Annotated in this window: 32 protein-coding genes; 9 read left to right on the top strand and 23 right to left on the bottom strand. The window is 38.5% G+C overall.

The features are described from left to right. Positions 1-9: 9 nt before the first annotated feature. Positions 10-1,425 (bottom strand): alanine/glycine:cation symporter family protein, encoded by a 1,416-nt coding sequence (locus tag ES017_RS12220; protein WP_021094058.1) that lies wholly within the window; start codon positions 1,423-1,425, stop codon positions 10-12. 153 nt (positions 1,426-1,578) lie between these two features. On the opposite strand from ES017_RS12220, the gene ES017_RS12215 reads away from it, so the two are divergent. After that, positions 1,579-2,919 carry an MATE family efflux transporter gene (locus ES017_RS12215; protein ID WP_021094059.1) on the top strand — a complete coding sequence of 447 codons (1,341 nt, stop codon included), beginning with the start codon at positions 1,579-1,581 and terminating at the stop codon, positions 2,917-2,919. A 27-nt stretch (positions 2,920-2,946) separates the two neighbouring features. On the opposite strand, the gene ES017_RS12210 is transcribed toward ES017_RS12215, so the two are convergent. The 3 genes from ES017_RS12210 to ES017_RS12200 form a co-directional block, all read right to left on the bottom strand. Next, positions 2,947-3,060, bottom strand: coding sequence for a YjcZ family sporulation protein (locus ES017_RS12210; RefSeq protein WP_006318569.1), 114 nt, complete (start codon positions 3,058-3,060; stop codon positions 2,947-2,949). Positions 3,061-3,085: 25 nt separating this feature from the next. After that, positions 3,086-3,190, bottom strand: coding sequence for a YjcZ family sporulation protein (locus ES017_RS12205; protein ID WP_021094060.1), 105 nt, complete (start codon positions 3,188-3,190; stop codon positions 3,086-3,088). A 204-nt stretch (positions 3,191-3,394) separates the two neighbouring features. Beyond that, complete coding sequence (locus ES017_RS12200) at positions 3,395-4,273, bottom strand: cation diffusion facilitator family transporter (RefSeq protein ID WP_021094061.1); 879 nt, start codon at positions 4,271-4,273, stop codon at positions 3,395-3,397. Positions 4,274-4,500: 227 nt separating this feature from the next. Between ES017_RS12200 and ES017_RS12195 the strand changes: the two genes are divergently transcribed. Next, on the top strand, positions 4,501-5,811 hold the full coding sequence (locus ES017_RS12195; RefSeq protein WP_021094062.1) for a Na+/H+ antiporter family protein: 1,311 nt from the start codon (positions 4,501-4,503) through the stop codon (positions 5,809-5,811). Between the two features lie 129 nt (positions 5,812-5,940). Beyond that, a complete protein-coding gene (locus tag ES017_RS12190) occupies positions 5,941-6,213 on the top strand; it encodes a hypothetical protein (RefSeq protein ID WP_223249833.1) in 273 nt (90 codons plus the stop codon). A 2-nt stretch (positions 6,214-6,215) separates the two neighbouring features. On the opposite strand, the gene ES017_RS12185 is transcribed toward ES017_RS12190, so the two are convergent. The 3 genes from ES017_RS12185 to ES017_RS12175 all read right to left on the bottom strand — a co-directional run bounded on the left by ES017_RS12185 (position 6,216) and on the right by ES017_RS12175 (position 8,264). Beyond that, positions 6,216-7,025: a M15 family metallopeptidase gene (locus ES017_RS12185; protein WP_042895192.1), complete on the bottom strand. Its 810-nt coding sequence runs from the start codon at positions 7,023-7,025 to the stop codon at positions 6,216-6,218. Between the two features lie 60 nt (positions 7,026-7,085). Then, positions 7,086-7,790, bottom strand: coding sequence for a purine-nucleoside phosphorylase (gene deoD, locus ES017_RS12180; RefSeq protein ID WP_004890338.1), 705 nt, complete (start codon positions 7,788-7,790; stop codon positions 7,086-7,088). Positions 7,791-7,901: 111 nt separating this feature from the next. Then, positions 7,902-8,264, bottom strand: a complete 363-nt coding sequence (locus tag ES017_RS12175) for a hypothetical protein (protein WP_021094065.1) — start codon at positions 8,262-8,264, stop codon at positions 7,902-7,904. Positions 8,265-8,345: 81 nt separating this feature from the next. Here ES017_RS12175 and ES017_RS16135 point away from each other — a divergent pair, with 81 nt between their 5' ends. Then, positions 8,346-8,471, top strand: a complete 126-nt coding sequence (locus ES017_RS16135) for a hypothetical protein (RefSeq protein WP_019417697.1) — start codon at positions 8,346-8,348, stop codon at positions 8,469-8,471. Between the two features lie 99 nt (positions 8,472-8,570). Here the strand turns inward: ES017_RS16135 and ES017_RS12170 are convergent, their stop codons facing one another. The 7 genes from ES017_RS12170 to ES017_RS12140 all read right to left on the bottom strand — a co-directional run bounded on the left by ES017_RS12170 (position 8,571) and on the right by ES017_RS12140 (position 14,195). Beyond that, entirely contained in the window at positions 8,571-8,894 is a 324-nt protein-coding gene (locus ES017_RS12170) for a hypothetical protein (protein WP_021094066.1), read from the bottom strand. Between the two features lie 131 nt (positions 8,895-9,025). Beyond that, the gene (locus ES017_RS12165; protein ID WP_021094067.1) at positions 9,026-9,796 is read right to left on the bottom strand and encodes a sporulation protein; all 771 of its coding nucleotides are present in this window, start codon (positions 9,794-9,796) and stop codon (positions 9,026-9,028) included. Between the two features lie 89 nt (positions 9,797-9,885). Continuing rightward, entirely contained in the window at positions 9,886-10,059 is a 174-nt protein-coding gene (locus tag ES017_RS12160; RefSeq protein ID WP_021094068.1) for a YozD family protein, read from the bottom strand. 235 nt (positions 10,060-10,294) lie between these two features. Further along, the gene (locus ES017_RS12155; RefSeq protein ID WP_021094070.1) at positions 10,295-10,489 is read right to left on the bottom strand and encodes a hypothetical protein; all 195 of its coding nucleotides are present in this window, start codon (positions 10,487-10,489) and stop codon (positions 10,295-10,297) included. An 83-nt stretch (positions 10,490-10,572) separates the two neighbouring features. Beyond that, positions 10,573-11,562, bottom strand: a complete 990-nt coding sequence (bioB, locus tag ES017_RS12150; protein ID WP_021094071.1) for a biotin synthase BioB — start codon at positions 11,560-11,562, stop codon at positions 10,573-10,575. A gap of 111 nt (positions 11,563-11,673) precedes the next feature. Then, positions 11,674-13,110 (bottom strand): NAD(P)/FAD-dependent oxidoreductase, encoded by a 1,437-nt coding sequence (locus tag ES017_RS12145; RefSeq protein ID WP_021094072.1) that lies wholly within the window; start codon positions 13,108-13,110, stop codon positions 11,674-11,676. Between the two features lie 146 nt (positions 13,111-13,256). Beyond that, positions 13,257-14,195, bottom strand: coding sequence for a magnesium transporter CorA family protein (locus ES017_RS12140; protein ID WP_021094073.1), 939 nt, complete (start codon positions 14,193-14,195; stop codon positions 13,257-13,259). A gap of 320 nt (positions 14,196-14,515) precedes the next feature. Between ES017_RS12140 and ES017_RS12135 the strand changes: the two genes are divergently transcribed. Further along, complete coding sequence (locus ES017_RS12135; protein ID WP_021094075.1) at positions 14,516-14,803, top strand: HesB/YadR/YfhF family protein; 288 nt, start codon at positions 14,516-14,518, stop codon at positions 14,801-14,803. Positions 14,804-14,820: 17 nt separating this feature from the next. Here ES017_RS12135 and ES017_RS12130 read toward each other — a convergent pair whose 3' ends face one another. From ES017_RS12130 to ES017_RS12090, 9 genes are all read right to left on the bottom strand, one after another. Next, entirely contained in the window at positions 14,821-15,240 is a 420-nt protein-coding gene (locus ES017_RS12130) for an acyl-CoA thioesterase (protein WP_035062948.1), read from the bottom strand. Between the two features lie 102 nt (positions 15,241-15,342). Beyond that, the gene (gene tlp, locus ES017_RS12125) at positions 15,343-15,567 is read right to left on the bottom strand and encodes a small acid-soluble spore protein Tlp (protein WP_021094077.1); all 225 of its coding nucleotides are present in this window, start codon (positions 15,565-15,567) and stop codon (positions 15,343-15,345) included. 126 nt (positions 15,568-15,693) lie between these two features. Beyond that, positions 15,694-15,837, bottom strand: a complete 144-nt coding sequence (locus ES017_RS12120) for an acid-soluble spore protein N (RefSeq protein ID WP_021094078.1) — start codon at positions 15,835-15,837, stop codon at positions 15,694-15,696. A gap of 34 nt (positions 15,838-15,871) precedes the next feature. Next, positions 15,872-16,003 (bottom strand): FbpB family small basic protein, encoded by a 132-nt coding sequence (locus ES017_RS12115; protein WP_009361290.1) that lies wholly within the window; start codon positions 16,001-16,003, stop codon positions 15,872-15,874. An 80-nt stretch (positions 16,004-16,083) separates the two neighbouring features. Further along, entirely contained in the window at positions 16,084-16,599 is a 516-nt protein-coding gene (locus ES017_RS12110; RefSeq protein WP_021094079.1) for a peroxiredoxin family protein, read from the bottom strand. 252 nt (positions 16,600-16,851) lie between these two features. Further along, a complete protein-coding gene (locus tag ES017_RS12105) occupies positions 16,852-17,124 on the bottom strand; it encodes a YpbS family protein (RefSeq protein WP_021094080.1) in 273 nt (90 codons plus the stop codon). Continuing rightward, on the bottom strand, positions 17,117-20,743 hold the full coding sequence (locus tag ES017_RS12100; protein ID WP_035062950.1) for a dynamin family protein: 3,627 nt from the start codon (positions 20,741-20,743) through the stop codon (positions 17,117-17,119). The genes ES017_RS12105 and ES017_RS12100 overlap by 8 nt, the downstream gene beginning before the upstream one ends. A gap of 81 nt (positions 20,744-20,824) precedes the next feature. Beyond that, positions 20,825-21,325: an isoprenylcysteine carboxyl methyltransferase family protein gene (locus ES017_RS12095; protein ID WP_021094082.1), complete on the bottom strand. Its 501-nt coding sequence runs from the start codon at positions 21,323-21,325 to the stop codon at positions 20,825-20,827. Next, complete coding sequence (locus ES017_RS12090; protein WP_171335140.1) at positions 21,322-22,389, bottom strand: type III polyketide synthase; 1,068 nt, start codon at positions 22,387-22,389, stop codon at positions 21,322-21,324. Before ES017_RS12090 ends, ES017_RS12095 begins: the two co-directional genes overlap by 4 nt. A gap of 258 nt (positions 22,390-22,647) precedes the next feature. Between ES017_RS12090 and ES017_RS12085 the strand changes: the two genes are divergently transcribed. The 4 genes from ES017_RS12085 (at position 22,648) to ES017_RS12070 (ending at position 25,655) form a co-directional block, all read left to right on the top strand. Further along, positions 22,648-23,103 (top strand): chemotaxis protein CheX, encoded by a 456-nt coding sequence (locus tag ES017_RS12085; RefSeq protein ID WP_021094084.1) that lies wholly within the window; start codon positions 22,648-22,650, stop codon positions 23,101-23,103. A 261-nt stretch (positions 23,104-23,364) separates the two neighbouring features. Further along, positions 23,365-23,514, top strand: a complete 150-nt coding sequence (locus ES017_RS12080; protein ID WP_009361298.1) for a cytochrome c oxidase subunit 2A — start codon at positions 23,365-23,367, stop codon at positions 23,512-23,514. A gap of 21 nt (positions 23,515-23,535) precedes the next feature. Next, positions 23,536-24,009, top strand: a complete 474-nt coding sequence (locus tag ES017_RS12075; RefSeq protein ID WP_021094085.1) for a cytochrome c oxidase subunit II — start codon at positions 23,536-23,538, stop codon at positions 24,007-24,009. Then, positions 24,006-25,655: a b(o/a)3-type cytochrome-c oxidase subunit 1 gene (locus ES017_RS12070; RefSeq protein WP_171335139.1), complete on the top strand. Its 1,650-nt coding sequence runs from the start codon at positions 24,006-24,008 to the stop codon at positions 25,653-25,655. The genes ES017_RS12075 and ES017_RS12070 overlap by 4 nt, the downstream gene beginning before the upstream one ends. Positions 25,656-25,662 lie beyond the last annotated feature (7 nt).

Genomic DNA, 25,662 nt, shown 5'->3' with positions numbered 1-25,662 from the left:
GCCTCATTTTTACGCTTCTTTTTTCCACTCAATTTGTTTTTCTTTCCAACATTGCACTTGATGGTCTACACCAATATTTCGTGCATAAAATACCGGATTTTTTCCTTGTTTTCGTTGTGTGACATAGTCTTGTAATGCCGCGAAAGCGACTCGACCAAGTAAGAAAATCGAAACTAAGTTCACGATAACCATAAACGCCATAAATAAATCTGCTAAATCCCAAACGATTTGAATGCTCGATATGGATCCCCAAATGACCATAGCTAATACCGCAAGTCGATATACGAGCAATGACGCTTTGCTTGAACGAATAAATTCAATATTTGTTTCGCCGTAATAATAGTTTCCGATAATTGAACTATATGCAAATAAAAATACACTCACTGCAACAAATCCTTTTGCCCACTCACCAATATGTGTGCTCAATGCCGTTTGTGTCAAGGTAATACCATCAAGACCTTCTTTCATATAATCGCCTGATAATAAAATCATAAATGCTGTTGCACTACAAACAACTAACGTATCAACAAATACACCTAATGTTTGAATGAAACCTTGTTTTACTGGATGGGAAACTTCTGCTGTCGCTGCTGCGTTCGGCGCACTACCCATTCCAGCTTCATTTGAGAATAAGCCGCGCTTAATTCCCATCATAATTGCCGCACCAAAGCCTCCACCAACTGCTTGTTCAATACCAAATGCATTTTTAAAAATTAAAGAAAATACTGCTGGCAACTCCGTTATGTTCGTTAAGACAACATAAAACGCAATCAATAAATACAAACTCGCCATCACTGGAACGATAATAGACGATGCTTTCGCTACACGATGCACACCACCAAAAATAATAAAGGCGGTTAAAATAGTAAGTACAATACCGATCACTGTACGATCCATTTGAAACGCGTGCTCAAATGCAAATGTAATTGTATTTGCTTGAACAGAGTTAAATACAAGACCGAATGAGAACGTAATTAAAATGGCAAACAATATACCGAGCCAACGTTTTTTCAATCCTTGCTCAATATAATATGCCGGACCGCCACGATAACCGTTTCCATCTTTCACTTTATAAATTTGGGCGAGTGTGCTTTCCACAAAGCTTGACGCACCACCAATTAAAGCGATCAACCACATCCAAAATACTGCACCAGGTCCGCCAACGGAAATCGCTAACGCAACGCCTGCTAAGTTACCTGTTCCAACGCGAGATGCTGTGCTCATGAAAAACGCTTGGAGCGACGAAATCGCACCTGTTTTTTCCGGCGTCTCTGTAATGACACGGAACATTTCACCGAAATAACGAAATTGAACAAATTTTGTACGGAATGTAAAATACAATCCGACGACAATTAAAAGAGCGATAAGAACATACGACCATAATATGTTGTTTAAAAATGATACAATCGTTTGTAATAATTGCATGCTCGTCACCTCACCTGATGTTTATAATAAAAAACGACTTTTTTAATGTAACAAAACTTAACATGAAAAGCAAGAGGATTATCCATGAATATATGAAAATGATATGTTATAATATCGTTTGTTCATATTTTTCACATGTATTCGGAGGAGCAAATGAAAGAAACATATACGGTAAAAGAAAAAATAAAGCAGTTTTTACATATATTATTTCCTATTTTTCTTACGCAAATAAGCTTATATATGATGAACTTTTTTGATGTAACAATGACGGGGAAATATAGCGCAGTTGATTTGGCAGGTGTAGCCATTGGCTCAAACATTTGGGTCGCTATATCTACGGGAATCGGAGGTATATTAACCGGTTTAACCCCAATTGTTTCCCAAGCGTTTGGAGCGAAAGACCACGAGCGTATTTCTCGAACCGTTGAACAAGCGATATACTTAGCGGCCGTCTTTGCTTTCTTTGTGTTTACGCTCATTTATTTTTTCGTTCCTATTTTATTGGAAAACATGCCGATCGAACATGATGTTCAAATCGTTGCTTATCAATATTTACAAGCATTATGTATTGGTGTTGTCCCGATTTTTATTTATCATGTTCTTCGTTCATTTATCGATGCACTTGGTCGAACGAATGTAACAATGATGTTAACGCTATGCTCGTTGCCATTAAACATTTTATTGAATGATATATTCATTTTCGGACGATGGGGTATCCCTGCATTCGGTGGAGTAGGGGCGGGATACGCTACAAGCATAACGTATTGGTGCTTATTGTTATGTGCATTTTTGCTCGTTCGCATTCATAAACCTTTCGCCACATACAATATACTAAAAAAGCTGCATCCGATATCATTTTCTATTTGGAAACAATTATTTTTGATCGGCACACCAATTGGATTAGCTATCTTTTTTGAAACGAGCATTTTCTCGGCTGTTACGTTGTTGATGAGTCAATTTGGAACAGCAACGATCGCAGCTCATCAAGCTGCGCTAAACTTCGCTTCCCTTCTATATATGATTCCACTAAGCGTTTCCCTTACTTTAACCATTATTGTTGGCTTTGAAGTAGGAGCGAAACGCTTAGAACATGCGAAACGTTACTGTATGATTGGTATTTGTTCTGCTGTGATGATGGCTATTGTTGTCTCTATCGTCCTATTGCTATTTCGAGAAGCGATTGCTTCCTTATATACGAATGATGCACTTGTTTTACAATGGACGAAGCGTTTTTTGTTATACGTTTTATTTTTCCAATTCTCTGATGCCGTTGCAGCACCTATTCAAGGGGCATTACGTGGATACAAAGACGTTCGCTTTCCATTTTTTATTGCACTCGTATCGTATTGGTTAATTGGTTTACCGGTTGGATACGTCTTCACTCACTATACAACCGCCGGGCCGTTTGGGTATTGGCTCGGTCTTATTGCTGGTTTAGCTTCCGGCGCCATACTATTGTTCATACGACTAATCCAAAAATGGAAACATGCATAAAAGCAAGAGGGAAATCCCTCTTGCTTTTTAGCACCAAGCCGCACCGACGATAATTAACAAAATAAATAATACGACGATAAGCACAAATGTTTTTCCGTATCCTGGATAACCGTAACCGTATCCATAGCCATATCCGTACATCACGTATTTCCCCCTCTATTGTTAATTAATAACCCCAGCCACCAATATAAGCACTGCCAACAATAATTAGCAAAATAAACAATACAACAATTAACGCAAAGCCACCACCATGATGATGTCCTCCACTCATCTTTTGACACCTCCTTCTTGTACTAACAACCTATTCAACCGCTAAGTAAAACGTTATAGTTTTTAAAAAAATGGGTGAAAAAAAACGCCTGTTCACGAGACAGGCGCTAGTTCATCACTGGTAATATTCCCTATAGTACGTACGCAGATAGTGCATAAATGACTCCAATTGTTCTGCTTTCCATTTTACAACTCCTCTCCCATCTCAATCCCCACGGAAAACATTCTCTTGTTCATACGGCTCAATATGAACGTGGGCACGGACAACTCCATACTTTTTTTCGAGCAAGCGCTCAACTTGATCGGCAATGTCATGACTTGTTACAACATTCAAATACGGGGCAACAGAAATCGTAACATCTATGACAACTTCATTCCCATACATTCTTCCTTTAATATCTACTATCTGTTTCACACCGTCAATGCGCTCAATTTCCTGTTTATATTGCTTTAACATTTCGTCATCAAACCCATCCGTCAACGTATGGGATGCTTCTTTAAAAATATCCCATGCTGTCTTGCAAATCATAAATCCAATAACAAAAGCTGTAACAGGATCAAGCCAACGCATATGTAACTGAGCACCAATGACCCCAACAACCGTTCCTACACTAACGAGCACATCGGATAAATGGTCTTTCGCAGCAGCAGCAAGTGCTTGACTATTTGTAGCTATCGCTAAACGGTTGTTAAACATATATACAAAAAACATAAATACAGCTGAAGCACCTGCTGTCCATACCGCTATCCAATCTGGTTTCACATACTCCCCCTCTTTCAACGTTTGCCCTGCGTTTATCAATACATCCACTCCAATCGACATCATAATAAACGCCGCAATTAAAGACGAAATATGTTCCGCGCGTGAATGACCGTATGGATGGTTGTCATCCCGAGGTTTTTTTGCGATGAGCAGTCCAATTAAAATAGCGATAGAGGCGAGAATATCTGTAAAGTTATTCCACCCATCAGCTTTTAACGCCTCGGAATTTGACATATATCCGATGTATAACTTCCCTAAAGATAAGACGATATAAGAGCCAATGCTCACCCACGCCCCAAATTCAGGTTTCATTTTTGTCATCTGTTCCACCAACTTCTTCATCATTTTTTGCGTTATCATTGTACCAAGCATATATCATGTGGGTCTATAGCAACAAAATTGGCTCATCGAAGAACAGTAGGAAACAGGCAATAACATTGCCTTAGACCAAATTTATTGTTGACGAACGATTCATACATATGATAGATTGTTTAGTGTTTCATCACTCTACCAATTTATCAAACTAAAGTATTTTGGAGGTCACAATTATGAACGCTGTTGTCATCTCAGTACTCATCATGCTTATTCTTAGTTTACTGCGTATGAATGTCGTGTTTTCGTTATTGATCGCGTCATTAGTGGGAGGACTCATTGGAAATCTCAGTCTTTCTAAAACAGTTGAGGTGTTTTCAGAAGGATTAGGAAACAGCGCAGAAGTCGCTTTAAGTTATGCGTTGTTAGGTGGATTTGCCATTGCCATTTCGAAAACTGGCTTACCAAACGCTATTGTTCGCATGATTATAAAAATGGTCGGAAAACAAGGGGAGTCAAAAAGAAAGCAATATTCGAAAGCACTTGTTCTTCTCGTCATCTTATTCATGTCATGTTTTTCACAAAACTTAATTCCAATCCATATTGCGTTTATTCCTATTTTGATTCCGCCACTTTTGCACATTTTAAATGAGCTGCATGTGGATCGTCGGTTAGTCGCATCAATTATTACGTTTGGTTTGATTACTCCATATATGTGGTTACCGACTGGATTTGGGGCTATTTTCCATGACATTGTACAATCGAACATGGCTCAAAGTGGGCTAGTTGTTGCAAAATCGGATATTCCAAAAGCGATGTTTTTCCCTTCGCTCGGAATGATTGTTGGCTTACTCCTTGCTTTTTTTACGTATCGGAAACCGCGCACATATAAACAAATACAAATAGAAAGTCAAGAAACTCAATCGTTTCAACAACGAGGAGTATGGTTTGCGATCGTCGCTGTCATTACTGCTTTAACCGTTCAACTTGTTCTTGACTCCATGATTTTTGGGGCGTTTGCAGGAATTGTTGTCATCTACTTAAGCGGATGCATTCGTTTAACTGAAGGTGATCGTTTATTGACAGAAGGCATGCGCATGATGGCGTTTATTGGATTTGTGATGTTAAGTGCTTCAGGGTTTGCAAATGTATTAAAACAAACGGGACATATTGAGAAACTTGTTGAGCAAGCAGCTTCTCTTATTGGCCATAACACCGCACTAGGCGCATTGCTTATGTTAATTGTCGGACTGCTTGTCACGATGGGAATTGGTTCTTCGTTTTCTACTGTTCCAATTATCGCAACCATTTTCGTTCCGCTTTGTATAAAGCTCGGACTGAGTCCAATGGCAACCATTGCGATTATTGGCGCTGCTGGTGCACTTGGTGATGCGGGATCACCTGCCTCAGACAGCACGCTCGGCCCAACATCAGGTTTAAACGTGGATGGTCAGCATCATCACATTTGGGATACATGCGTTCCAACGTTTATTCATTACAACATTCCGGTCATTATTTTCGCATGGATCGCAGCTATGATTTTATAAAAGGGGCTACTTTGTGTAGCTCCCTTTTTTGTCGAAATTTTATCGCACATTCCGACATTTTTTTTAAACAAGATATGTTAATGTATTGTAAAGTATATTTCAATTTTGTAAACACGAAGGAGGATGGAAATGATGCTTTCGCAATTCATCGGTCAAACAGAGGCAGCGATCCTTCGCTTCTCCATCTCACTATTGACGGAAATCGAATTAAAAATTAAGAAAAAACAAATTATTTCACAACATCAAGCAATGAAGTACGCCAAACATCAAATCGAATTATTTGTCAAACAGTTGCATTTGCGCCAAGCGCTAACCGCTGTATATCAATCGGAATTATACATTTACGTATCTAAAAAGTTAGCACATGTATTTGAACAATATCGTGTGCTCAAATGTGTATAACCTTATATTTTCTTTACGATTTGAAAATATTCTTCTAACGTAATTTGTTTCTCATAAATGACCTTGGCTGCTTTTTTACCAACATAGCGCAAATGCCAAGGTTCGTATTGATATTTCGTAATATGCTCCTTTCCTTTCGGATAACGAATAATAAAACCAAATTCATGAGCATGCTGGGCTACCCATTTCCCCTCTCGTGTGTCACCAAATGCAGGCGTAATCGCATATTGAACGCTTGGGCTTGTAATATCTATCGCTAATCCTGTTTGATGTTCACTTTTTCCCGGCATCGCAACGGCAACAACCGCTTTTTCTTTCCCTAATCGTTGAACTTCAGATACAAATAATTGTTGTTGCCTCTCATATGAACGATAGCCTGACACAGCATATAATATCATTTGTTGTTTTTTCGCTGCTGTAAACATTTCTTCCAATGCCTTGGCTGCTTCAGCACGCATATGGCGTTTTTCAACATCTGTTTCTTTGAACGTAAACGGAACATTTGGAATGACTAAGTCAGCCGGCTTGTAGTCGGCCGGTAATTGTTGTTCTTTATTTACTAAGACAAGCACGTTATCCGGATTAACAATCACTTTTACCCCGTTTTGCACTTCAACTTGATTCCAAAATTGTTCTTCAAGCACAAGTTCTTCTTGTTCCTGTTGTTCGGAAGGTGGTGTCGGTGTTTGAGGAGATGGTGCCGGCTCCTCAACTTGGACAGGAGGCTTAGACGGCTTTTGTTCTTGCTCAAGTGATCCAAATGATTGACACCCGCTAATTATTATCACAAAACAACATAACCATTTTTTCATCTTTTTCCCCTCACAATAGAAGAAAGCTCCGCGGGGAATGAGCCGCAGGAGCTTTCTCACTTATTGACGAATCGCTGTTTCAAGCGCAACTTCGATCATTTCATTAAATGTCGTTTGACGCTCTTCAGCTGTTGTTTCTTCCCCTGTTAAAATGTGATCACTTACCGTTAGGACGGATAACGCTTTTCTGCCAAATTTAGCAGCTAACGTATAAAGCGCTGTTGTTTCCATCTCTACTGCAAGTACACCGTAGCGTGCTAGTTTTTCAAACTGCGCATTTTCATTATAAAACATGTCAGCTGTAAATACACTACCAACTTTTAGTTGCAATCCTTTTTCTTTTCCAATTTCATATGCTGTTTTCAGCAAGTCGAAGTTAGCCGTTGGAGCGTAATCAATTCCTCCGAACGTCATGCGATTCATCTGTGAATCCGTTGACGATGCCATTGCTAAAATGACGTCACGAACTTTCACATCTTTTTGAATCGCACCGCACGTTCCGACACGAATTAATGTTTGAACGTTATAGCTTTGCATAAGTTCTGTAATATAAATAGAGATGGATGGAACACCCATACCTGTTCCTTGAACGGAAATACGATGGCCTTTATATGTACCTGTGAACCCAAGCATACCACGAACTTGATTATAACAAGTAGCTCCCTCTAAAAACGTTTCTGCAATGTACTTTGCGCGAAGCGGATCTCCAGGAAGTAAAATTTTATCCGCAATTTCATGTTCTTTTGCACCAATATGAACGCTCATATGTATCCTCCTTTAGCCTTTATCGCTGCATATATACTATACCACACTCTTATATTTCGCTAAAGCATTGTTTTTCATGTATAAAAAAAGAGGGGCGTCCCCTCGTCCTTATTATGATATTTTTCGAAAATACTTCGGTTTTACATATAAAACTTTTTTATCTTCGCTCACAACATATTTTTTCTTCGCTTGCTCGTAATGTTCATATATTAAATAGCAAACAACGTAAATCGGCAACATCGCCTCTAAAGACGCTAAATATATAAGATAAAATGGGTGTGCGTTCGTTTCAAACATTCCGCTAAACACATAGTAAGCGCTTGCAATAACAACGTTAGTGATACTAATATTTGCGAAATGAAGGAAGAAAATTTTCTTTCTCCGCCCAATTAATCGCTCTAATTCAAATTTAATAAACAAAGAACAAAAAATAGCAATAATTCCAACAATCGAAGAAATCATAAACGCAAACATCGCTTTTCCCACCCCATATGTATATTTTTTATGTTCTTGTCGATGCTAATGGATGTAACTACATGTAAAGGAGGGTTACGATTGGGAAAAAAACATCGCAACCGCATTAATAGTCCGAAAAAAAACAATCATGTTCCAAAAGATACGTTAATTGCTGAAGCTGAAGCACACGATAAAGAGTATAGTGCCGAGAAACGAAAAAAATAATCCCCTTGTGCACAAGGGGAATTTTTTATCATACTCTAACCTTGTGCTAATTGTCTATATACAATATAGCACAATTTTGTGAACATTTAAAGACATTTTTTAACGCACATGCATACGGTGAATACGTTCCCATCCATCCGAACTTAAACGATAAAAAAATTGACCGTATATTCCTTCATCAATAAGCAATATATCACCTGTACTAACATATCGCGCACGATAATCTTTCGGTACTAAGTCTGGAACATTAAACATTCGATAAACTTCAGCTAATACGTCATCGTGATCTTCTCCATTTACCGTCAACCGATATACTTGACGATATCCTTTCGTTTGACCAAATTGCGGAGTTTGAAATAACGTTACATCATAGCATTGTGTCGATTTTAATATTTTCCCCATAAGCATGCGAATCACTAACATCCACCCCTCTTTTTTTCTTTACGTAACTATTAGCGATTCGTTTTGTCGATTCCTTTTGCATTTTTTTACTATTTTTGTCGAACATATAAAATAATTTAGGCATAAAAAAAGGATCGGGAATCCCCAATCCTTTAAGCATATCGTCGAATGAGTGCAGCAAGCTCTGTTTGTAACGTTTGAATATGCTGCTCATGAATAGTAACACGAACAAAAGTCTCATCTAAATCAAGCGCTTCTGCAAACAAACCAGCTAACCCACGCGCTCGTCTGTCCACTTGAATAAGTAATTCACATTCTTGTGGTGTATGTGGGAAAAAAATCATTTCTACTTCATCAAGTTTCCCACGAAATTCACCACTCGTCGGGACAAACTCAAATTCTTGAACAAAAGGGAGGTTTTTACGAACATAATGAGCCACTTCTTTGCATTCTGCTTCTTTTAATCGAAATCCTAAGTTTTCCATCACCCGAAATACTTCGTTCATCATTCGATTAGGTTGAACACGAATATAATCTTCATCTGTCGGATCGACGGCATTTTTAATATCAAGTCCTGTGTGTAACCACACTCTTGTTTTTCCAACTGTAATTGGTGTGTCAAGCGGAAGGGAAAAAGAAAACGGAAACTCTTTCTTTTCTCCAGCACGAATCACAAATGATTGGGCAATTTTCCACTTTTCAATAATGGCTTGCTTCGTTACTTTGCGATCATCTACTTCTTTTGTATATGTAGCGCAAAGAGACAAATATATATCATCAATGTCTTGATCTACATTTCCTCCTGTGACTTCTACAACTCCTGTGATCCGTTCACCAAGTGATAGTTGTGATTCATGCAACTTCGTATCCACCTTAGCAGAACCAATCCCAATACTTGCTAATACTTTATTGAATAGCCCCATAAAACAGCCTCCTTTATTTTTCATTCTATACGTTATACGAACGAAATGAAAAAATGTTTCAAATAAAAAACGACGGAACAACCGTCGCTTTATTCATCAATCAGCTCTTCGTCAATAATACATTTTTCAATCAAGTAATCAAACATAATATCTGCCATTTCTTCAATTTCACGCTCTGTTGGGACAAAGCCCCGCCGAACAAGTTCATTGTAAAAGAACTCCGCAATTTCTTCCGTATCAATAACTACTTCAATTTCTTTCACAATATCGCCCCCTTTGTATTATGTTATGAAAAAGTCATTCATTTATGTCATCCGTTTTTTTATGTATATTTGCCACTATGTACACATACGTTGAAAGTAAAAAGAAACGGAGGACAAGCTTATGGACGAACAAATTGATCAATGGATGGAAACGATCACGAATGGGCTCTTTTGTGGCGTGCTCTTTTTTTGCATTCCTTATTTCATATACGTGTTATGGCAGTGTATGTGAATTTCATTCGCGTCGTTTCCGTCTCGTAAACTTTTTCAACTGCTCGACGATTTGCTCCATCATTTGTTCATACTGTTCATCACCAAACCGTTCGTACAACCATTTATAGTCATTATAAATATCTAATAAACCGTCAATAATCTCTTTTTCTTCTTGTTTTCGACGCAACCGCTCATTTTCAAATTTTCTTGATATCACATGAACTTCACTCCAACGTTGAACATCATAATTAGTAATAGTATATGTACATATAAAAAAGCCGACACAAAACGTCGGCTTTTTTATATCGCATAAGATGCTGGTGCAAAGTCAATATCAAATCCGAGATCTTCAAGCATTTGGAAATCTGCATGTTTTTCTTGTCCGGCTGTCGTTAAATAATCTCCAACAAAGATGGAATTGGCGGCATATAAACCGAGTGGTTGCAAGCTTCGCAAGTTTACCTCTCTCCCTCCGGAAATACGAATTTCTTTCGTTGGATTCATATAACGAAACAGCGCGAGCACTTTCAAACAATAGCGAGGGTTTAATTCTTTTGTCCCTGCTAGCGGCGTTCCATCGATCGCATGAAGAAAATTAACAGGGATTGAGTCTGCGTCTAGTGCTTTTAAGCTTCTCGCCATCGCAATGACATCTTGCTTTGTTTCTTTCATGCCGATAATGACGCCAGAACATGGGGACATTCCTGCTTCTTTGACTGTTTCTACCGTACGTACCCGATCATCGTATGTATGGGAAGTCGTAATGTGCGGGTGATGCTCTTTCGATGTATTAATGTTATGGTTGTATCGATCCACACCTGCTTCTTTCAACCGCAACGCTTGCTCTGGTTTTAATATCCCTAAACAAGCACATACTTTTAAACCGTACATTTCTTTAATTTCTTTCACCGCAGATACAACAATATCGATTTCTTTATCACTCGGACCTCTTCCGCTTGCGACGATACAATATGTTCCTATTTTCGCTTCATACGCTCGTTTTGCCCCTTGTAAAATCGTATCTTTATTTACCATCTTATATGTCGAAATCGAGGCAGTAGATATGGAAGATTGCGAACAATATCCACAATTTTCGGGACACAATCCCGACTTTGCGTTCATAATCATATTTAATTTCACTTTATTTCCGTAATACGTTTGACGAATGCGATAAGCACCTTGTAGTAATAATAATAGTTCATCATCTGGACAATTTAATATCGAGAGCGCTTCATCATCTGTTATTTCCTCCCCTGCTAATACGCGATCCGCGAGCAATAACCAATCCATCGTTCTCCCCCTTTTACTTCTAATTACCAATAATCGTATTCGATCAAGTGATATATGTCAACATTATTTTTATATAAGTTAACAAAAGAAAAAACTAGCGAGAACGTCTCGCTAGCTATACGTTTCTACAATATGTCGAGCAATCCATACCCCACATGCCCCAGCCTGTGCCAGTCCACGCGTAATTCCTGCACCATCTCCTCCAACATATAACCCTGAAATTTCTGTTTCAAAACGTTCAGTTAATTTTGGACGCGCAGAATAAAACTTTGCTTCTACCCCATAAAAGAGCGTATGTTCTGAAGCGATGCCTGGAGTAACTTTGTTCAATGCTTCTGTCATTTCGATTAAACTTTTCATCGTGTTGTATGGAAGAACGAGACCTAAATCCCCAGGAACAGCTTCTTTTAATGTTGGTTCAATAAATCCTTCTTTCATTCGTTTTTCGGTTGAACGTCTTCCCTTTAAAATATCCCCATATTTTTGCACAATAATTCCACCGTTAGATAACGCATTCGCTAAACGAGAAATTTGCTGTGCATATTCGTTCGGCTGATCAAATGGCTCAGAAAATTTATGGGATACAAGAAGAGCAAAGTTTGTATTATTACTTCCTAGCTTAGGATCTTTATATGCATGACCGTTCGCGAGCATAATACCAGAATGATTTTCGACAACAACATGCCCAGACGGATTACTACAAAACGTTCGAACTTGTGTTCCAACAGATGTGTTAAAAATAAACTTCCCTTCATACAAATGTGTATTAATTTCTTCCATTACTACGTTAGACGTTTCGACACGAACACCAATATCCACTTGATTATTGATCATTTTCAACCCGCGACGTTTCAATATGTTCGATAACCAAGCTGACCCATCACGTCCAGGAGCAATGACGACACGACTGGCATATAACATCTCTCCATTTTTCAGTTGAACTCCTTTGACATGATTCGTACCGTCGACTGTTTCCGTTAAAATATCGCTCACTTCGGTTTTAAACATCATATCAATATGCGTTCGTAAATATTCATATATACTCTTTAAAATTTGCAAGTTTTGTTCTGTACCAAGATGGCGAACTTGTGCGCGCAGTAATTTTAACCCAGCTGCATAAGCCCGTCTTTCTATTTCCTTCACTTCATCCGTCAGCGGATTAGTCAGAGACGGAGTAGCACCATGCTTTAAATTAATTTCGTCAACATAACGGATAAGTTGTAACACTGTCGAGGCAGGTAAGTAATCCGTCATCCATCCACCAAATTCGCTCGTAATGTTAAACTTCCCATCTGAATAAGCTCCTGCTCCTCCAAATCCATTTGTAATTGAACAGGCAGGTACACAGCCAGCGTAATCTTTTTTTCCAACTGGCGGTGGGCATTTCTCGATTTTCTTTTGCAAGATGGGACAGTTTCGCTTATAAATATCGTGTCCTTTATCAATGAGCAGCACGCGTGCACCCGGTAATTTTAACGTTAATTCATAACAAGTAAAAATCCCTGTCGGACCAGCTCCAACAACGATCACATCGTAACGATTGTTCATTATTCATCCCTCACCTTTCATTTTCCGAATGTTAATATACTAAATAGGACATAAACAGTCAATAAAAAACGATCTTTTTTTTAAAAAAAACAAGAAATGTTCGTGTTTGTTTTGTACAAAAAAAAGAACGGCAATGTACCGTCCTTTTAAAAATAACGTTTCTTCCAAAAAACGAACGCTGTAATACTTGAAAGAGTGAAAGAAATCCCTAACGCAATTAAATATGCATATGGCTTGTCTTGATACGGAATCGGAACGTTCATTCCATAAAAACTTGTCACCATCGTTGGAAAAGAAATAACAATCGTAATGGCAGCTAAAAATTTCATCACAATGTTTAAATTGTTCGAAATGACAGAAGCGAATGCATCCATCATTCCACTTAAAATGCTACTATACACTTCTGTCATTTCAATCGCTTGTTTATTTTCAATAATGACATCTTCTAACAATTCTTGATCGTCTTCATACATCCGTAAATAATTCAAGCGAAGCAGCCGTTCCATCACAATATTGTTCGCTTTTAATGATGTTGTAAAATAAACGAGGCTTTTTTCTAAACTAAGTAAAGAAAACAACTCTTTATTTTGCATCGATTGATGTAGCTGTTTTTCAATTTCACTCGTTTTGCGATTAATTTGTTTTAAATATCTTAAATAATACGTCGAAATCATATATAACATTTGTAAGGCAAAACGCGTTTTCATATACGTATAAAAGTTTTTTACCTTACTTTTCGTAAACTCTTCAAAAATCGGATTTTCTTGGAGACATACAGTAATAAAACATGTATTTGTAATAATCATTCCAATTGGAATGGTTTCATATGTCGGAATGTTCCCTTCATCGTACGTAATAATCGGGATATCAACAATAATTAACACATGATTATCTTCTTTTTCAATACGCGAACGCTCTTCGTCGTCGAGTGCATCTTTAATAGAATCAATCGGAATGTTCAAATGTTCTGCAATGTAGCGAATTTCACTTTCTGTTGGGGAGACGAGATTAACCCAACAGCCATTTTTCAACTCGTGAATTTCTTCTAATTTTCCTTGCTCATTAGATAAATAAATGTTCATCATGGCGTAACCCCCCTATCTTCTCTACAAAAGGGAAGCACCGCTTTTTTGTCGTTGGAGCGTCTGTTTCGTTCGTGAGCAGTACGTCCCAGCGAAAAAAAACGAAACGACTTCCCCTATTATTGCTGGTTCTGGTTCATTTGTACTCGCCCTGCTCATAACGGAAACGTCACTCCTTTCGCTTTTACGTTCATTACGGATTAATAATACATGGTTTGCCACCATTTGTATAGTTCCTTTTTCATTTTTTCTCACAATGAGTGCGCAAAATAGAAAAATATTTCTCTTTATTTTATAATCATGTGTGAAGGACGGTGAATACAATGAACATATACATGTGTGACGAAGCATTTTCATGGTACAAAGAGGAATTACAGTTACAGCGAGGAGACTACGTTCGTTTTTTTGCTCGATACGGTGGATGTAGCACCGTACAAAAAGGTTTTTCTTTAGGAGTGAATAAAGAAAGTCCGATCGACGCTTCAGTGATATTGGAAAAAGAAGGAATTATCTTTTTTATTGAACAAAACGATACGTGGTATTTTGATGACCATGATTTGCATATTGAATTTGACGAAAAACGAAACGAGCCAATATTTACATATAGATAAAAGCGGTTGGCCCGCTTTTATCTTTTTTTTGCCCGTTCATACGCTTCATGCCAATCAGGAAAGTATTTTCTAATTAAAACAGGTTGAAACGTTTCTTTCGCCACGCAAACATGTTTTGAAGTTGCTGTCGCTGCGATTTCATTTGTTGGCGTTAACACTTCATACCCGTAGACAACCCGAATGCCGTCATATGACTCTACCCACGTTTTAATAGTAGCTGTCTCTCCATAGCGTAAAGGCTTTTTATAAGAAATTTGCAAATCAATAACGGGAGACACAATTCCCCTTTTCTCCATATCAGCATATTGAAAACCAAGTTGTTGAATAAAATGAGCTCGTCCGATTTCTAACCAAACTAGGTAATTGGCGTGATAAACAACCCCCATTTGATCTGTTTCTGCGTAGCGCACTTCAATTTCTTTTTGTGAAATCATCATTCGTTCTCACTCTCCGACATAACAATACTTTATTTTCTTATTGTACCATACATAAGAACATGTAAACAGAGCATACAAAAAGCCGCACGTATGCGGCTTTTATCATTCATATCCTCTTTCACGAGCTCTTGCTTCATCTTTGATTTCTGCTCGCATCGCCTCAATTGCTTCTTCACGGCGATGGTTTTTTTCCTTAATTTTTTCACGCTCCTCTGGACTAGCGAACGCCATCGTCTCTTCCGCTTTTTCGATATTCTCAAGCGTATTTTGTACCATGTCTTGTAACTTTTCTACATTGTCACGACGATCATCATAATTTGGTTTCATTTTATCATCCTCCTTGTCAAAGTAAAATGTACACTTTTTATCGTGCACGTTTTTCTTCATGTTATACAAACTTTATTGTTTATTATAATTTTGTTATGTAAACTATATAAGGGCGAATGTTCGCCCTTACTCACCCTTCGTTTGAATGACTTGTGGATGTTGACCAGATTGATCTTGCATTTGCTTTCCTTTATTGCCACCTGCCACTCTTGGCTTCGTCCCGATATGTTGTGGCACAAATGGTTGTTGATTGCTTTTTGGATTACCCATTTTTCATCCCCCTCTCCCTTATAGTATGGCTATATTACTCTGCTTTATGAAGCCAACGTGTTTCCATTTTCTCTTCCAATTTTTCTAATGCCCTTGCATCGTTTAATAGTTGTCGTTTATTTTCCATCACGAGTTCTGCAAATGTCCGTTTTCTTATTTTTCTCATCACTTATTCACCTACTTTTTGTTTTTTTCTATCTTTTCCAAACATAATGACAAATATACAAAAAATAGCCGATCACTCGGCTATTTCCCCCATTTCTCTACATATTGCACCATTTGTTCATACGACATTGGCCCGATTTGCTTTTCACGAATAATGCCTTGTTGGTCGATAATAAACGACGTTGGAATCGGCTGAATATCATATTGCTTCATGACATGTCCGTCAACATCTAGCACAACCGGAAACGTTAAACGATAATCTTTTACAAACTGATTCACTTTCTCTTTCGAATCTCTCACCATTACATTGACGGCTACAATTTCTATTTGTTTTTCATAACGTTCATAAAACGTTTGCATATCCGGCATTTCCGCGCGACAAGGTGGACACCACGTTGCCCAAAAATTCACAATCACTACTTTTCCACGTAATTGTGAAAGTTGAATGACTTTTCCATCAATCGTTTGTAAAGAAAAGTCCGGTGCCTTCATTCCAATATGAATACCGGTTGCGATCGTTTGTCTTTCCGTTATATGTTCCCAAAGCATGTATGCAAAAAAACTAAATAAAATAATAATAGCGAGCCACTTTTTCATCGACATACCGCCCTTCGATTTGTCATCTCAAAAAAAGGCGCATATGCGCGCCTTATCGAATATTTTTATGCTCGTTGCTCATTTTTTTACTTCAACTTCAGCATATGAAGCAAACTCATTATTGAAGTCGTTTTTTGTTTTGCGTTATTGTTTCGTTGCGCATTGGCGTTTCCTAATTTTGTTCGTCCCATCGCTTCACCCTCCTTTTTATACATGATGCATAAATAGTATGCGCGAACGGGACGTTTTACACTACGACGATTTGTTATTTAATTTTTGGACGTATTCCTTTACCATGTCAACCGTCACATATTTTCGCTGTGGTACAATTCCATTTTTAGCTAGTTCATTTATTTGTTTTGTTACTTCGTTAATGTTTTGTACAGAAAACGGTTCACCGCGTTGACATAAAGAGACGGCTTCCTCAATATACGCTTCTCGTTTCGCATCTAGCTCGATAAACGTCCGAACGAGTGCATGTTGCCTTTGTGAATGTGCTGTAATCGCTTGGTGAACTTCATTCATTATCCATTCCTCCGATCATATCGTAAATATGTTGTAATTCGTCTATTGGTGCTTTAGCCGTTAATGCGGCAAATAAACCTGTAAAATGCTCATTTAGTTGTTCACGCATATGACAATGAAGTTGCTCAATAATCGTATTCCACTGTTTTGTATAATGCGTAAGCAACCGTTGTTTTTGTTCAGCTACATACGCTGCAATCGGCTCATGTAATTGTTTTTCTAGTTCTTCTTTCATAAAGCGCTTTTCATCTTTTTCAAAAAATGATTTCGCGTTTTTGTACAACGAAAGCGCCTTTTTAAATATATTGCGATCGATTTGCTCAAAAGCGATCGGGAATTGTAACGTTGGAAAACTTGAAAGATCGACTTTTGTTACAATGAGATCATGCACTTGCTTCCATTGGTTTTCTAGCGCCATAAAATGAAGATCGTAACGTTTATTTATAAACGCTTCGATTCGTAAGCTAGTTGCACGCATTTCTTGCGCCAAATCAAATCCAATGGAGTATAAAAACTCATCTAAACATAATTGTAACGCTTTTTTTATATTTGTTTGTCGGTCATGCAAAACAGACGGATTAAACGACTCTTTAAACCAATCTGACAGACGGAAAGAAATACGCTGTTGAATATAATAAACTAACTCGTTCAGTTCTTGTTCGATGGCAAGAACATCATGGTCTGTTTCATATTGTTCAATCATTCGTTCAAGCTGTTGTCGCTCTTGTTGCAAGATGTGCAACTTTTTACGTTTTATCTCATCGCTTTGCTTCGCTTCTGCAATATATTCTGCTAACCGTTTGCGCGCTTGCTTCATTTGCAAACGCGCAGAAGCAATGGCTAATGAGCCGATCTCATGATGGATAAACGGATAAAATGTTTGCTCGAACGTGCTCATTCCTGAATTCGATAACACATGATGATCGAATGTTTTCCCGTTTTTTTCTGCAAGCGCCCATTTACTCGATAATGGAAAAAGACGCGGATGGCGAATACCAAATTGTAAAAGCTGCTCTTTCACATAACGAACGACCGCCTGCAATTCCTCTTCTGTATGAGCTAGATCAGCTGCATTAATGATGAAAAACATTTTATCTAAACTAAACGTATCTTTGACGCGACCAAGCTGAATTAAAAATTCACGATCCGCTTTTGAAAACGCATGGTTATAATATGTGACAAAGAAAATCGCATCAGCATTTTTAATGTAATTAAATGCTACTCCTGTATGACGGGCATTTACAGAATCAGCTCCTGGTGTATCGACAAGAATAATGTTTTCACGAGTAAGCGGACAATCATAATACAATTCAATCCATTCAACAAAACACGATTTCGTTTCATTCGCTACATATTCGTGAAATTGCTGAAATGAGATGACAAGCAATCGCCCTAGATTTTCTTTCATTTGTTCATAACCGCGCACGACAGCTTTCAAAAATGCCCAATGTACCCGTTCTTTTGCATCAATAGCTTCATTACGAATAGCTTTTTTGCTTTCTTCGATCGCCTCTTGTAACGAATGAACTTGCACACCGAAAAAGCGCAAGGAGTGTTGCAAATCGTTTAAAAGCTGTTGCTCCGTTTTTACTTGTACAACAACGGTTCCATGTGGATGCTCGTCTGTCGGGGGAACAATTTTATTTATTGTCGCCGTCGTTGGATGAGGCGAAACAGGTAAGACGTGTTCACCTATTAACGCGTTTGCAAATGAAGATTTTCCTGCACTAAACGCCCCGAATAGAGCAATTGTAAACGTCCGTTGTTGAAGTTGTTGAATTTTTTCGCCCATTTCTTTCGCTAGTTGTTTCATCCCTTCAATCGGGGCAATCATTTGGCTAATGACGCGTAGCTTTTCGATCGTTTGCTCAACCGTCTCACTTGCCATTTGCACCTTTTGAATTGGACGTTCTTCTTGCATCGCTTCATTTTCCTGTGGAACTTCTTCTTTCTTTTGATTGCTTATTCGCATCGTAAACGTCTCGTGAATAAATGGATAAATCGCATCATCGCTTAACGGCGTTGCATGTTCAACGACTTTTTGCAATTGGTGACGCGTATGTTTCCGCTGATGGACAAGTTGTTTCAATTGCTCCCAACGCGCCCGTTCCTTTATCAGCTCATCTAGCTGTTGCTCATATATATTTAACCGTTGTTGCGCCTTCCCTTTTTCAATTATTTGCTCTGCGAGTTGAAGAGCCGCATCGCGATACAACCGTTTTATTTCATTCGCTATATCGTTTGTATACGTTAATACATAATCGCCTGTAACAAGCGGCTGATTTGGCTTTCGTTCAACAATCCATTGTTCTGAAAACGGAACGGTTAATTGTTGAATACGATGTAATAACTCTTGGTCATGAACGTCATGTTGTTGATAAAAACGTTTCAGTAAGTCACGAACATGCCATTCTAGCTGACTTTCGATTTTTTTGCGCAAATCTTCATAAAAAGCACGCAGTCGTTTCCGACGTTCTTCTTCTGTTTTTTGTTTTGTAAATAAAAAACCAACTTTAAAATCAGGTTGACATGCTTCTAAATAGGCACGAGCATGCTCTCGCGTTTCATAAGGCATCACATAAGCGTTATGTAACGTCGTTTCTAACTGCTGTTCAACATGCTGCTTTGCACTCAACCACGTTTTCTTTATATGATCAATCGCTCGCTCCGTTTCTTCCATTTTTTCAAGAAGCATTGTTTCATCCTCAAACGAAAGCGATTGACGAATATGTTGCTCTTCTTCCTCTTGCTGAGCGATGAGCATCTGCATATGATCATCAATCATTTGCTCGACAGCAATACGTATACTTTGCTGAAGCCGCTCCTCCTTCTCACGAAAAAGCAACTGCAACAACTGTTTTAATTCATCGAACTCATTATGTACATGCTCTTTTTGTTTGAGGGAAGTATAAAACATGCGTTCAAATGTAACTCCCCACTGCTGAAATGCCTCTTCAACAGAACGAGTAAACTGTGAAAACGAAAGCTCTTGTTCACGATGTTTATCAATTTGATTTATAACTAAGTATAACGTTTTCCCGTACTGTGACAACCGTTTTGTAAACTCGAAGTTCAATTCTGCTTGAACATGGTTATAATCCATTACATAAAATATAACATCGGCTAAATGAAGAGCGGACTCTGTTGCCAAGCGATGAGCATCATCTGTCGAATCAATTCCCGGCGTATCCATCAGTACAATGCCACTTGGAATAGCGTCTGTTTCATCGCTAATTTCGATCATGTCAATTGTATCGCCGTCTCGACAAAACGTTTTTACCTCTTCGTAATCGTAAGGAGCTGCGTATTCAATCGCTTGACCAGACTTATAATATACGCGCGCATACGGTTTCCCCGCTTTTACTTTCACAAGATTTGCACTTGTTGGAATAGGACTAGACGGCAACAGTGAATCACCGATCAATTCATTAATTAAGCTAGACTTTCCGGCAGAAAAATGACCACAAAAAGCGATTGTAAATTCCTGATGATACACTTTTTTAATTAATTGTTTCGTTTTATTTGCCTGCGCAATGTCACCCAACTTCATAAATTCGTCATGAAGTGCAATCAGGCGATATATCCATTGTTGCAATGATTTTGTTTCTATCATCTCCATAATTACCCATACCCCTTTTAAAAAATCTACCTTCATTTTACTGTAGTTCACAAAAAAAATACATAAAAAATCCCCTGCTTATTAGGGGGATTTTAATAAACGTAACGCCTGTTCCTCCGCACGAATACGAACAGATAAAAGGTACGCGTTACATATTGTGAATATGACAGCTGTCCAATACGCTTGAAACATAAGTGGAATAATGATGAATTCTAGCACAACCACAAGGTAATTCGGGTGACGAAACCATCGATATGGACCTTTCTGTACTCGTTCTGCTTTTGGCAATACAATAATTTTTGTATTCCAATACCTTCCAAGTGAAGTGATAACCCAAAGACGGAATAACTGTAATACGACAAATATGTTAAACAAAACAGACCACAATGGTGACGGACGTTTACGAATTCCCTCCAGCAAGAGCGAAACAAAAAATAAACTATGCATACACACGATATACTTATAGTGATTTTGTCCGAATTCTTTTGCTCCCCTCTCTTTCATCCATCTTTCATTTCTTTTTGCCCAATATAACTCAATAAATCGTTGAACAATTAAAAAGAAAAGCATTCTCCATTTCATGCTTCTTCTCCCCATTTTAACAACAAAAGTTCACAACTAAATCCAGGTCCCATCGCCATCATTAAACCGTATCCCCGTGGAGTGAGCGACTGTTGCAAAAAGCGTTGTAAAACAGCGAGCACAGTAACAGATGACATGTTTCCGTACTGTTGTAAAACCGCGATCGCATGAGCAAGCTTGTCTCCATCGATATGTAAACCATCTCGATACGCATCAAGCACTTTTTTACCGCCTGGGTGCAAAACAAAATGTTCAATTTCGGAAAGTTTTATTCCGCTTCTTCCTAAAAATAATTTTACGATCTCGCCAATTGATTGACGAATCATCGTCGGAATATGTCGAGAGAACACAACATAAAAACCTTGATCTTTTATATCCCACCCCATAACATCTTCCGTGTTACGCATAAATACTGATTGCATATCAATTACCTGTGGAGCGACACTTTGCTGCTGCACATCATCCCCCACCACACACGCGCAACCTACTCCATCAGCAAATAATGATGTGCCAATAAGATTACTTTTTGATACATCATCCATTTGAAACGTTAGACTGCAAAGTTCCACAGCAAGAACAAGCACTTTCGCTTTCGGATATGCTCGACAGTAATCTACCGCTCGCGCAATGCCAGCTGCTCCACCCGCACATCCGAGCCCCCATATGGGGATGCGTTTCGTGTGTACAGAAAAAGGAAGTTCATTTATGATTCTTGCCTCAATGCTCGGTGTAGCAATTCCCGTCGTTGAAATGAAAAAGATTGCTTCAACGTCTTCAAAAACAATATTTGCACGATGTAAACAGCGCACAATCGCCTCCCTTCCATATCGAACAGCATGCTCAATATACAGCTCATTTTTCTCAGCAAACGAATGAGTCTGCATATACCAATCTAATGGTTGTACAAGCGATCTTGATTGAATATGATCACGTTGAAAAATGGATAATAACCGATCAATATGTTCAGAACGGTGTTGAAACATGCGTTTTATTGCAACCATCACCTCGTTTTGTGAAACGCGGTAAGGAAGTTCAGCTAATTCAACTGCAATGATACTTGGCATCTATGCCCCTCCTTTCGATAAAGATAATATTTTCCTAATAAAGAAATTTTATTCATAACAAACAAAAGAGCTTTCCTCTCAGCAACGGGAGGAAAGCTTTCGACGTTTTGAAAAGAGGGATGTTGTTGTGCACTTTCATTATAACGCAATTTGTTGTTTCGTCACTATGTTTTTTATATATTCGTATCTATGTTTATCGAAAAATGATGTCATCAAAGTGAAAAATTTGTTATGATGAAGAAAAAAGGGGGTCTTTTTATGGCATTAGGCGAGAAAATTACAACGATTTTAAATGGAACGATCGAATCGATTCGATCTGTTATCCCACTATCAATGACAATCGATAAGCCTTCATTGTTTGTCCAACCTTTCACACAAACGTCTATTAGCGTATTGATTGGGATGACCGGAGACTTACGCGGGCGTCTAATCATTGAAGGACATGAAACGATGTTTGGAACCATCGGAGAAACGATGTTTGGTATGCCGTTAGAAGGCGAAATGCTTGAATCATTTACGGGTGAGCTCGGCAATATGATTGCAGGAAACTTGGCCACAGTTGTATCACAAAAAGGAATTACAATTGATATTACTCCTCCAACTGTTCTTGTTGGTCAAACAAAAATTTACGGTTTTGACAAAGCTTTTCGCGTACCGATCCACTTCGAAAGCAACGGGGAATTACAACTTATTTTAACAATTGATAATGAATAAATGAGAAGCTTGCGCTTGTAAGCTTCTTTTTTTATGCCATAGCCATCTTTTTCTAAATATTTCACACTTTTTTCACAACCTCGCAAAATGTGTGTGACAAAAGTCACAGCTACCCCTTATTTTTACGGTTATGATGATGGTAAAGTAACGAATGAACAATTTGTGAAACATCTGAAAAAAGCATTTCATTTCACAAATTGTTTTGTATGATGTAAGTGTATACATTTCTATTTAAGGTTTATTTAGGAAAGGGGGATGAAGATGAAAACTCAATTAAACACAAACACGCCAAAAACAAAAGTAGAGAAAGAACCTGCATTAAAAGGAACTCTTGCTTCTGTTTTGTTTTTGGGATTTTTCCTCATTTTCACGTGGGTAAGCGTATATTTCTTGTTTTTAAATCGCTTATAGAGAGAAAGGAGACGAGACGTTATGCACATGCATAAGTATGAAAAAATTTGGCTGTTTTTCGGCATCGGTTCGTTATTCGTATTTTTAGCTGTCTTAGGAGTCGGTGCATTTGCGCAAGGAACGCAACCACCAAGCTGTTTAACAACGATCGATCCGGAAAAAGTCGATCAAACACCGCCATTTGATAAACCAGGCCTTGTTAAAACAGGAGATAATGAATATCAACTGAACATCGTTGCTTCTGCATTTGCGTATACACCAAACCAAGTCGAAATCCCAAAAGGAGCAAAAGTAACGATTAATGTCGCAACGAAAGATGTCATCCACGGATTTCAAATAGTTGGAACAAATGTAAACATGATGGTTGAGCCTGGTTATGTCAGTAGCTATACACAAACATTTGATAAAGTTGGCGAGTATGTCATTTTATGTAACGAATATTGCGGTGCCGGTCACCACTTAATGACTTCCAAAGTGAAGGTGGTTGAACAATGATGAACGGAACATGGAAAGTCGATGCACGTGATGGCAAATTAGCCATGGCTCATATTTATGTCGCTTTCGTTGCCCTTGCGTTAGGAGGGCTTGCTGGTCTATTGCAAGTGCTTGTGCGCTCCGGAAAATTTGAATTGCCGGCAGGTATTAGCTATTATACGATTTTAACAACGCATGGCGTATTGCTCGGACTCGTTTTAACTACATTCTTTATTATTGGTTTTCAATTCGCTGCTGTAAGTCGTACTGCCGGGACACTTTCTGACCGCGTGCGGTTTTGGGGTTGGGTCGGTTTTTGGCTCATGACAATCGGTACAGCGATTACTGCCTTTTACATTTTAATCGGTGAAGCTTCTGTTTTATATACATTTTATGCTCCACTACAAGCACATGCAGGCTTTTATATCGGTTTAACCCTTGTTGTTGTCGGTAGCTGGATTAGTGGGTTTGCGATGTTCGCTCATTATGCAAAATGGAAAAAAGCTCATCCTGGTCAAGTGAGCCCATTGCTTACATTTATGTCTGTTGTCAACATGATATTATGGCTCATTTGTTCGCTCGGTGTAGCGGCGACTGTATTATTCCAATTTATTCCTTGGTCATTAGGTTATGTCGATCGGATTAACGTACTCGTAAGCCGAACATTGTTCTGGTATTTCGGTCATCCACTCGTATATTTCTGGCTATTACCGGCATATATGATTTGGTATGCGATTATTCCAAAAATTATTGGTGGAAAAATGTTTTCTGACTCTCTTGCTCGTATGTCATTCATCTTATTTTTAATTCTCTCGATTCCTGTCGGTTTCCACCATCAACTTGTGGAACCAGGAATTGATCCAGTTTGGAAATACTTACAAGTTGTCTTAACGTTTATGGTCGTTATTCCATCATTAATGACTGCGTTCTCAATGTTCGCAACATTTGAAATGTACGGTCGCTCAAAAGGAACAACAGGATTATTCGGATGGTTACGAAAACTTCCTTGGGGTGATGCGCGTTTCTTTGCACCATTTGTCGGTATGTTATTCTTTATCCCTGCTGGTGCTGGTGGTCTTGTCAATGCATCACACCAATTAAACCAAGTCGTTCATAATACGATTTGGGTAACTGGTCACTTCCACTTAACATTAGCAACAACAGTCGTATTGACATTCTTTGGGGCAGCTTATTGGCTTATCCCGCACTTAACAGGGCGCGTCATGACAAAAGCAATGAATCGTCTAGCGATTATTCAAACGATCGTTTGGTCCATCGGTATGATTTTCATGTCTAGTGCGATGCATTTCGCAGGGTTACTTGGTGCCCCACGCCGTTCAGCATTTTCAACATACGGTGATGCACCACAAGCACTAGAGTGGATTCCTTATCAAATCGCTCAAGCGGTTGGTGGAACGATTTTATTCATCGGCATTATTCTTGTGCTCATTATCGTGACAAACTTAGCATTTTTCGCTCCGAAAGGTGAAACAGAGTTCCCTGTTGCAGAAGTTGCTGAGCAAGCTGAACGCACACCGCTTGTGTTCGAAAACTGGACATTGTGGATCGGTATTGCGGTTGTACTTATTTTAATCGCATATACAGTTCCATTTATCGATATGATCCAAAATGCACCTCCTGGATCAAAAGGATTTAAACTTTGGTAAAAAAACC

Origin of the sequence: Anoxybacillus sp. EFIL, from assembly GCF_013096955.1 — a bacterium.
Classification (GTDB): Bacteria; Bacillota; Bacilli; order Bacillales; family Anoxybacillaceae; genus Anoxybacillus; species Anoxybacillus ayderensis.
The sequence above is the reverse complement of the archived record's forward strand: the minus strand, read 5'-3'. Positions and strand labels throughout refer to the sequence as shown.

Bases quoted from the DNA above. Each gene is read 5' to 3' on its own strand.
- ES017_RS12135 (WP_021094075.1), top strand. From the start codon at position 14,516: ATGAACATATACATGTGTGACGAAGCATTTTCATGGTACAAAGAGGAA.
- ES017_RS12075 (WP_021094085.1), top strand. From the start codon at position 23,536: ATGCACATGCATAAGTATGAAAAAATTTGGCTGTTTTTCGGCATCGGT.
- ES017_RS12175 (WP_021094065.1), bottom strand. From the start codon at position 8,264: ATGTTTGCGTTTATGATTTCTTCGATTGTTGGAATTATTGCTATTTTT.
- ES017_RS12095 (WP_021094082.1), bottom strand. From the start codon at position 21,325: ATGAAATGGAGAATGCTTTTCTTTTTAATTGTTCAACGATTTATTGAG.
- ES017_RS12115 (WP_009361290.1), bottom strand. From the start codon at position 16,003: ATGAGAAAAATAAGAAAACGGACATTTGCAGAACTCGTGATGGAAAAT.
- ES017_RS12215 (WP_021094059.1), top strand. From the start codon at position 1,579: ATGAAAGAAACATATACGGTAAAAGAAAAAATAAAGCAGTTTTTACAT.
- ES017_RS12200 (WP_021094061.1), bottom strand. From the start codon at position 4,273: ATGACAAAAATGAAACCTGAATTTGGGGCGTGGGTGAGCATTGGCTCT.
- ES017_RS12090 (WP_171335140.1), bottom strand. From the start codon at position 22,389: ATGCCAAGTATCATTGCAGTTGAATTAGCTGAACTTCCTTACCGCGTT.
- ES017_RS12165 (WP_021094067.1), bottom strand. From the start codon at position 9,796: ATGGGGCTATTCAATAAAGTATTAGCAAGTATTGGGATTGGTTCTGCT.
- ES017_RS12190 (WP_223249833.1), top strand. From the start codon at position 5,941: ATGATGCTTTCGCAATTCATCGGTCAAACAGAGGCAGCGATCCTTCGC.
- ES017_RS12110 (WP_021094079.1), bottom strand. From the start codon at position 16,599: ATGAAAAAGTGGCTCGCTATTATTATTTTATTTAGTTTTTTTGCATAC.
- ES017_RS12205 (WP_021094060.1), bottom strand. From the start codon at position 3,190: ATGAGTGGAGGACATCATCATGGTGGTGGCTTTGCGTTAATTGTTGTA.
- ES017_RS12185 (WP_042895192.1), bottom strand. From the start codon at position 7,025: ATGAAAAAATGGTTATGTTGTTTTGTGATAATAATTAGCGGGTGTCAA.
- ES017_RS12070 (WP_171335139.1), top strand. From the start codon at position 24,006: ATGATGAACGGAACATGGAAAGTCGATGCACGTGATGGCAAATTAGCC.
- ES017_RS12130 (WP_035062948.1), bottom strand. From the start codon at position 15,240: ATGATGATTTCACAAAAAGAAATTGAAGTGCGCTACGCAGAAACAGAT.
- ES017_RS12105 (WP_021094080.1), bottom strand. From the start codon at position 17,124: ATGAATGAAGTTCACCAAGCGATTACAGCACATTCACAAAGGCAACAT.
- bioB (WP_021094071.1), bottom strand. From the start codon at position 11,562: ATGGATTGGTTATTGCTCGCGGATCGCGTATTAGCAGGGGAGGAAATA.
- tlp (WP_021094077.1), bottom strand. From the start codon at position 15,567: ATGAAACCAAATTATGATGATCGTCGTGACAATGTAGAAAAGTTACAA.
- ES017_RS12220 (WP_021094058.1), bottom strand. From the start codon at position 1,425: ATGCAATTATTACAAACGATTGTATCATTTTTAAACAACATATTATGG.
- ES017_RS12120 (WP_021094078.1), bottom strand. From the start codon at position 15,837: ATGGGTAATCCAAAAAGCAATCAACAACCATTTGTGCCACAACATATC.
- ES017_RS12170 (WP_021094066.1), bottom strand. From the start codon at position 8,894: ATGTTAGTGATTCGCATGCTTATGGGGAAAATATTAAAATCGACACAA.
- ES017_RS12100 (WP_035062950.1), bottom strand. From the start codon at position 20,743: ATGGAGATGATAGAAACAAAATCATTGCAACAATGGATATATCGCCTG.
- deoD (WP_004890338.1), bottom strand. From the start codon at position 7,790: ATGAGCGTTCATATTGGTGCAAAAGAACATGAAATTGCGGATAAAATT.
- ES017_RS12085 (WP_021094084.1), top strand. From the start codon at position 22,648: ATGGCATTAGGCGAGAAAATTACAACGATTTTAAATGGAACGATCGAA.
- ES017_RS12080 (WP_009361298.1), top strand. From the start codon at position 23,365: ATGAAAACTCAATTAAACACAAACACGCCAAAAACAAAAGTAGAGAAA.
- ES017_RS12195 (WP_021094062.1), top strand. From the start codon at position 4,501: ATGAACGCTGTTGTCATCTCAGTACTCATCATGCTTATTCTTAGTTTA.
- ES017_RS12145 (WP_021094072.1), bottom strand. From the start codon at position 13,110: ATGAACAATCGTTACGATGTGATCGTTGTTGGAGCTGGTCCGACAGGG.
- ES017_RS12210 (WP_006318569.1), bottom strand. From the start codon at position 3,060: ATGTACGGATATGGCTATGGATACGGTTACGGTTATCCAGGATACGGA.
- ES017_RS12140 (WP_021094073.1), bottom strand. From the start codon at position 14,195: ATGATGAACATTTATTTATCTAATGAGCAAGGAAAATTAGAAGAAATT.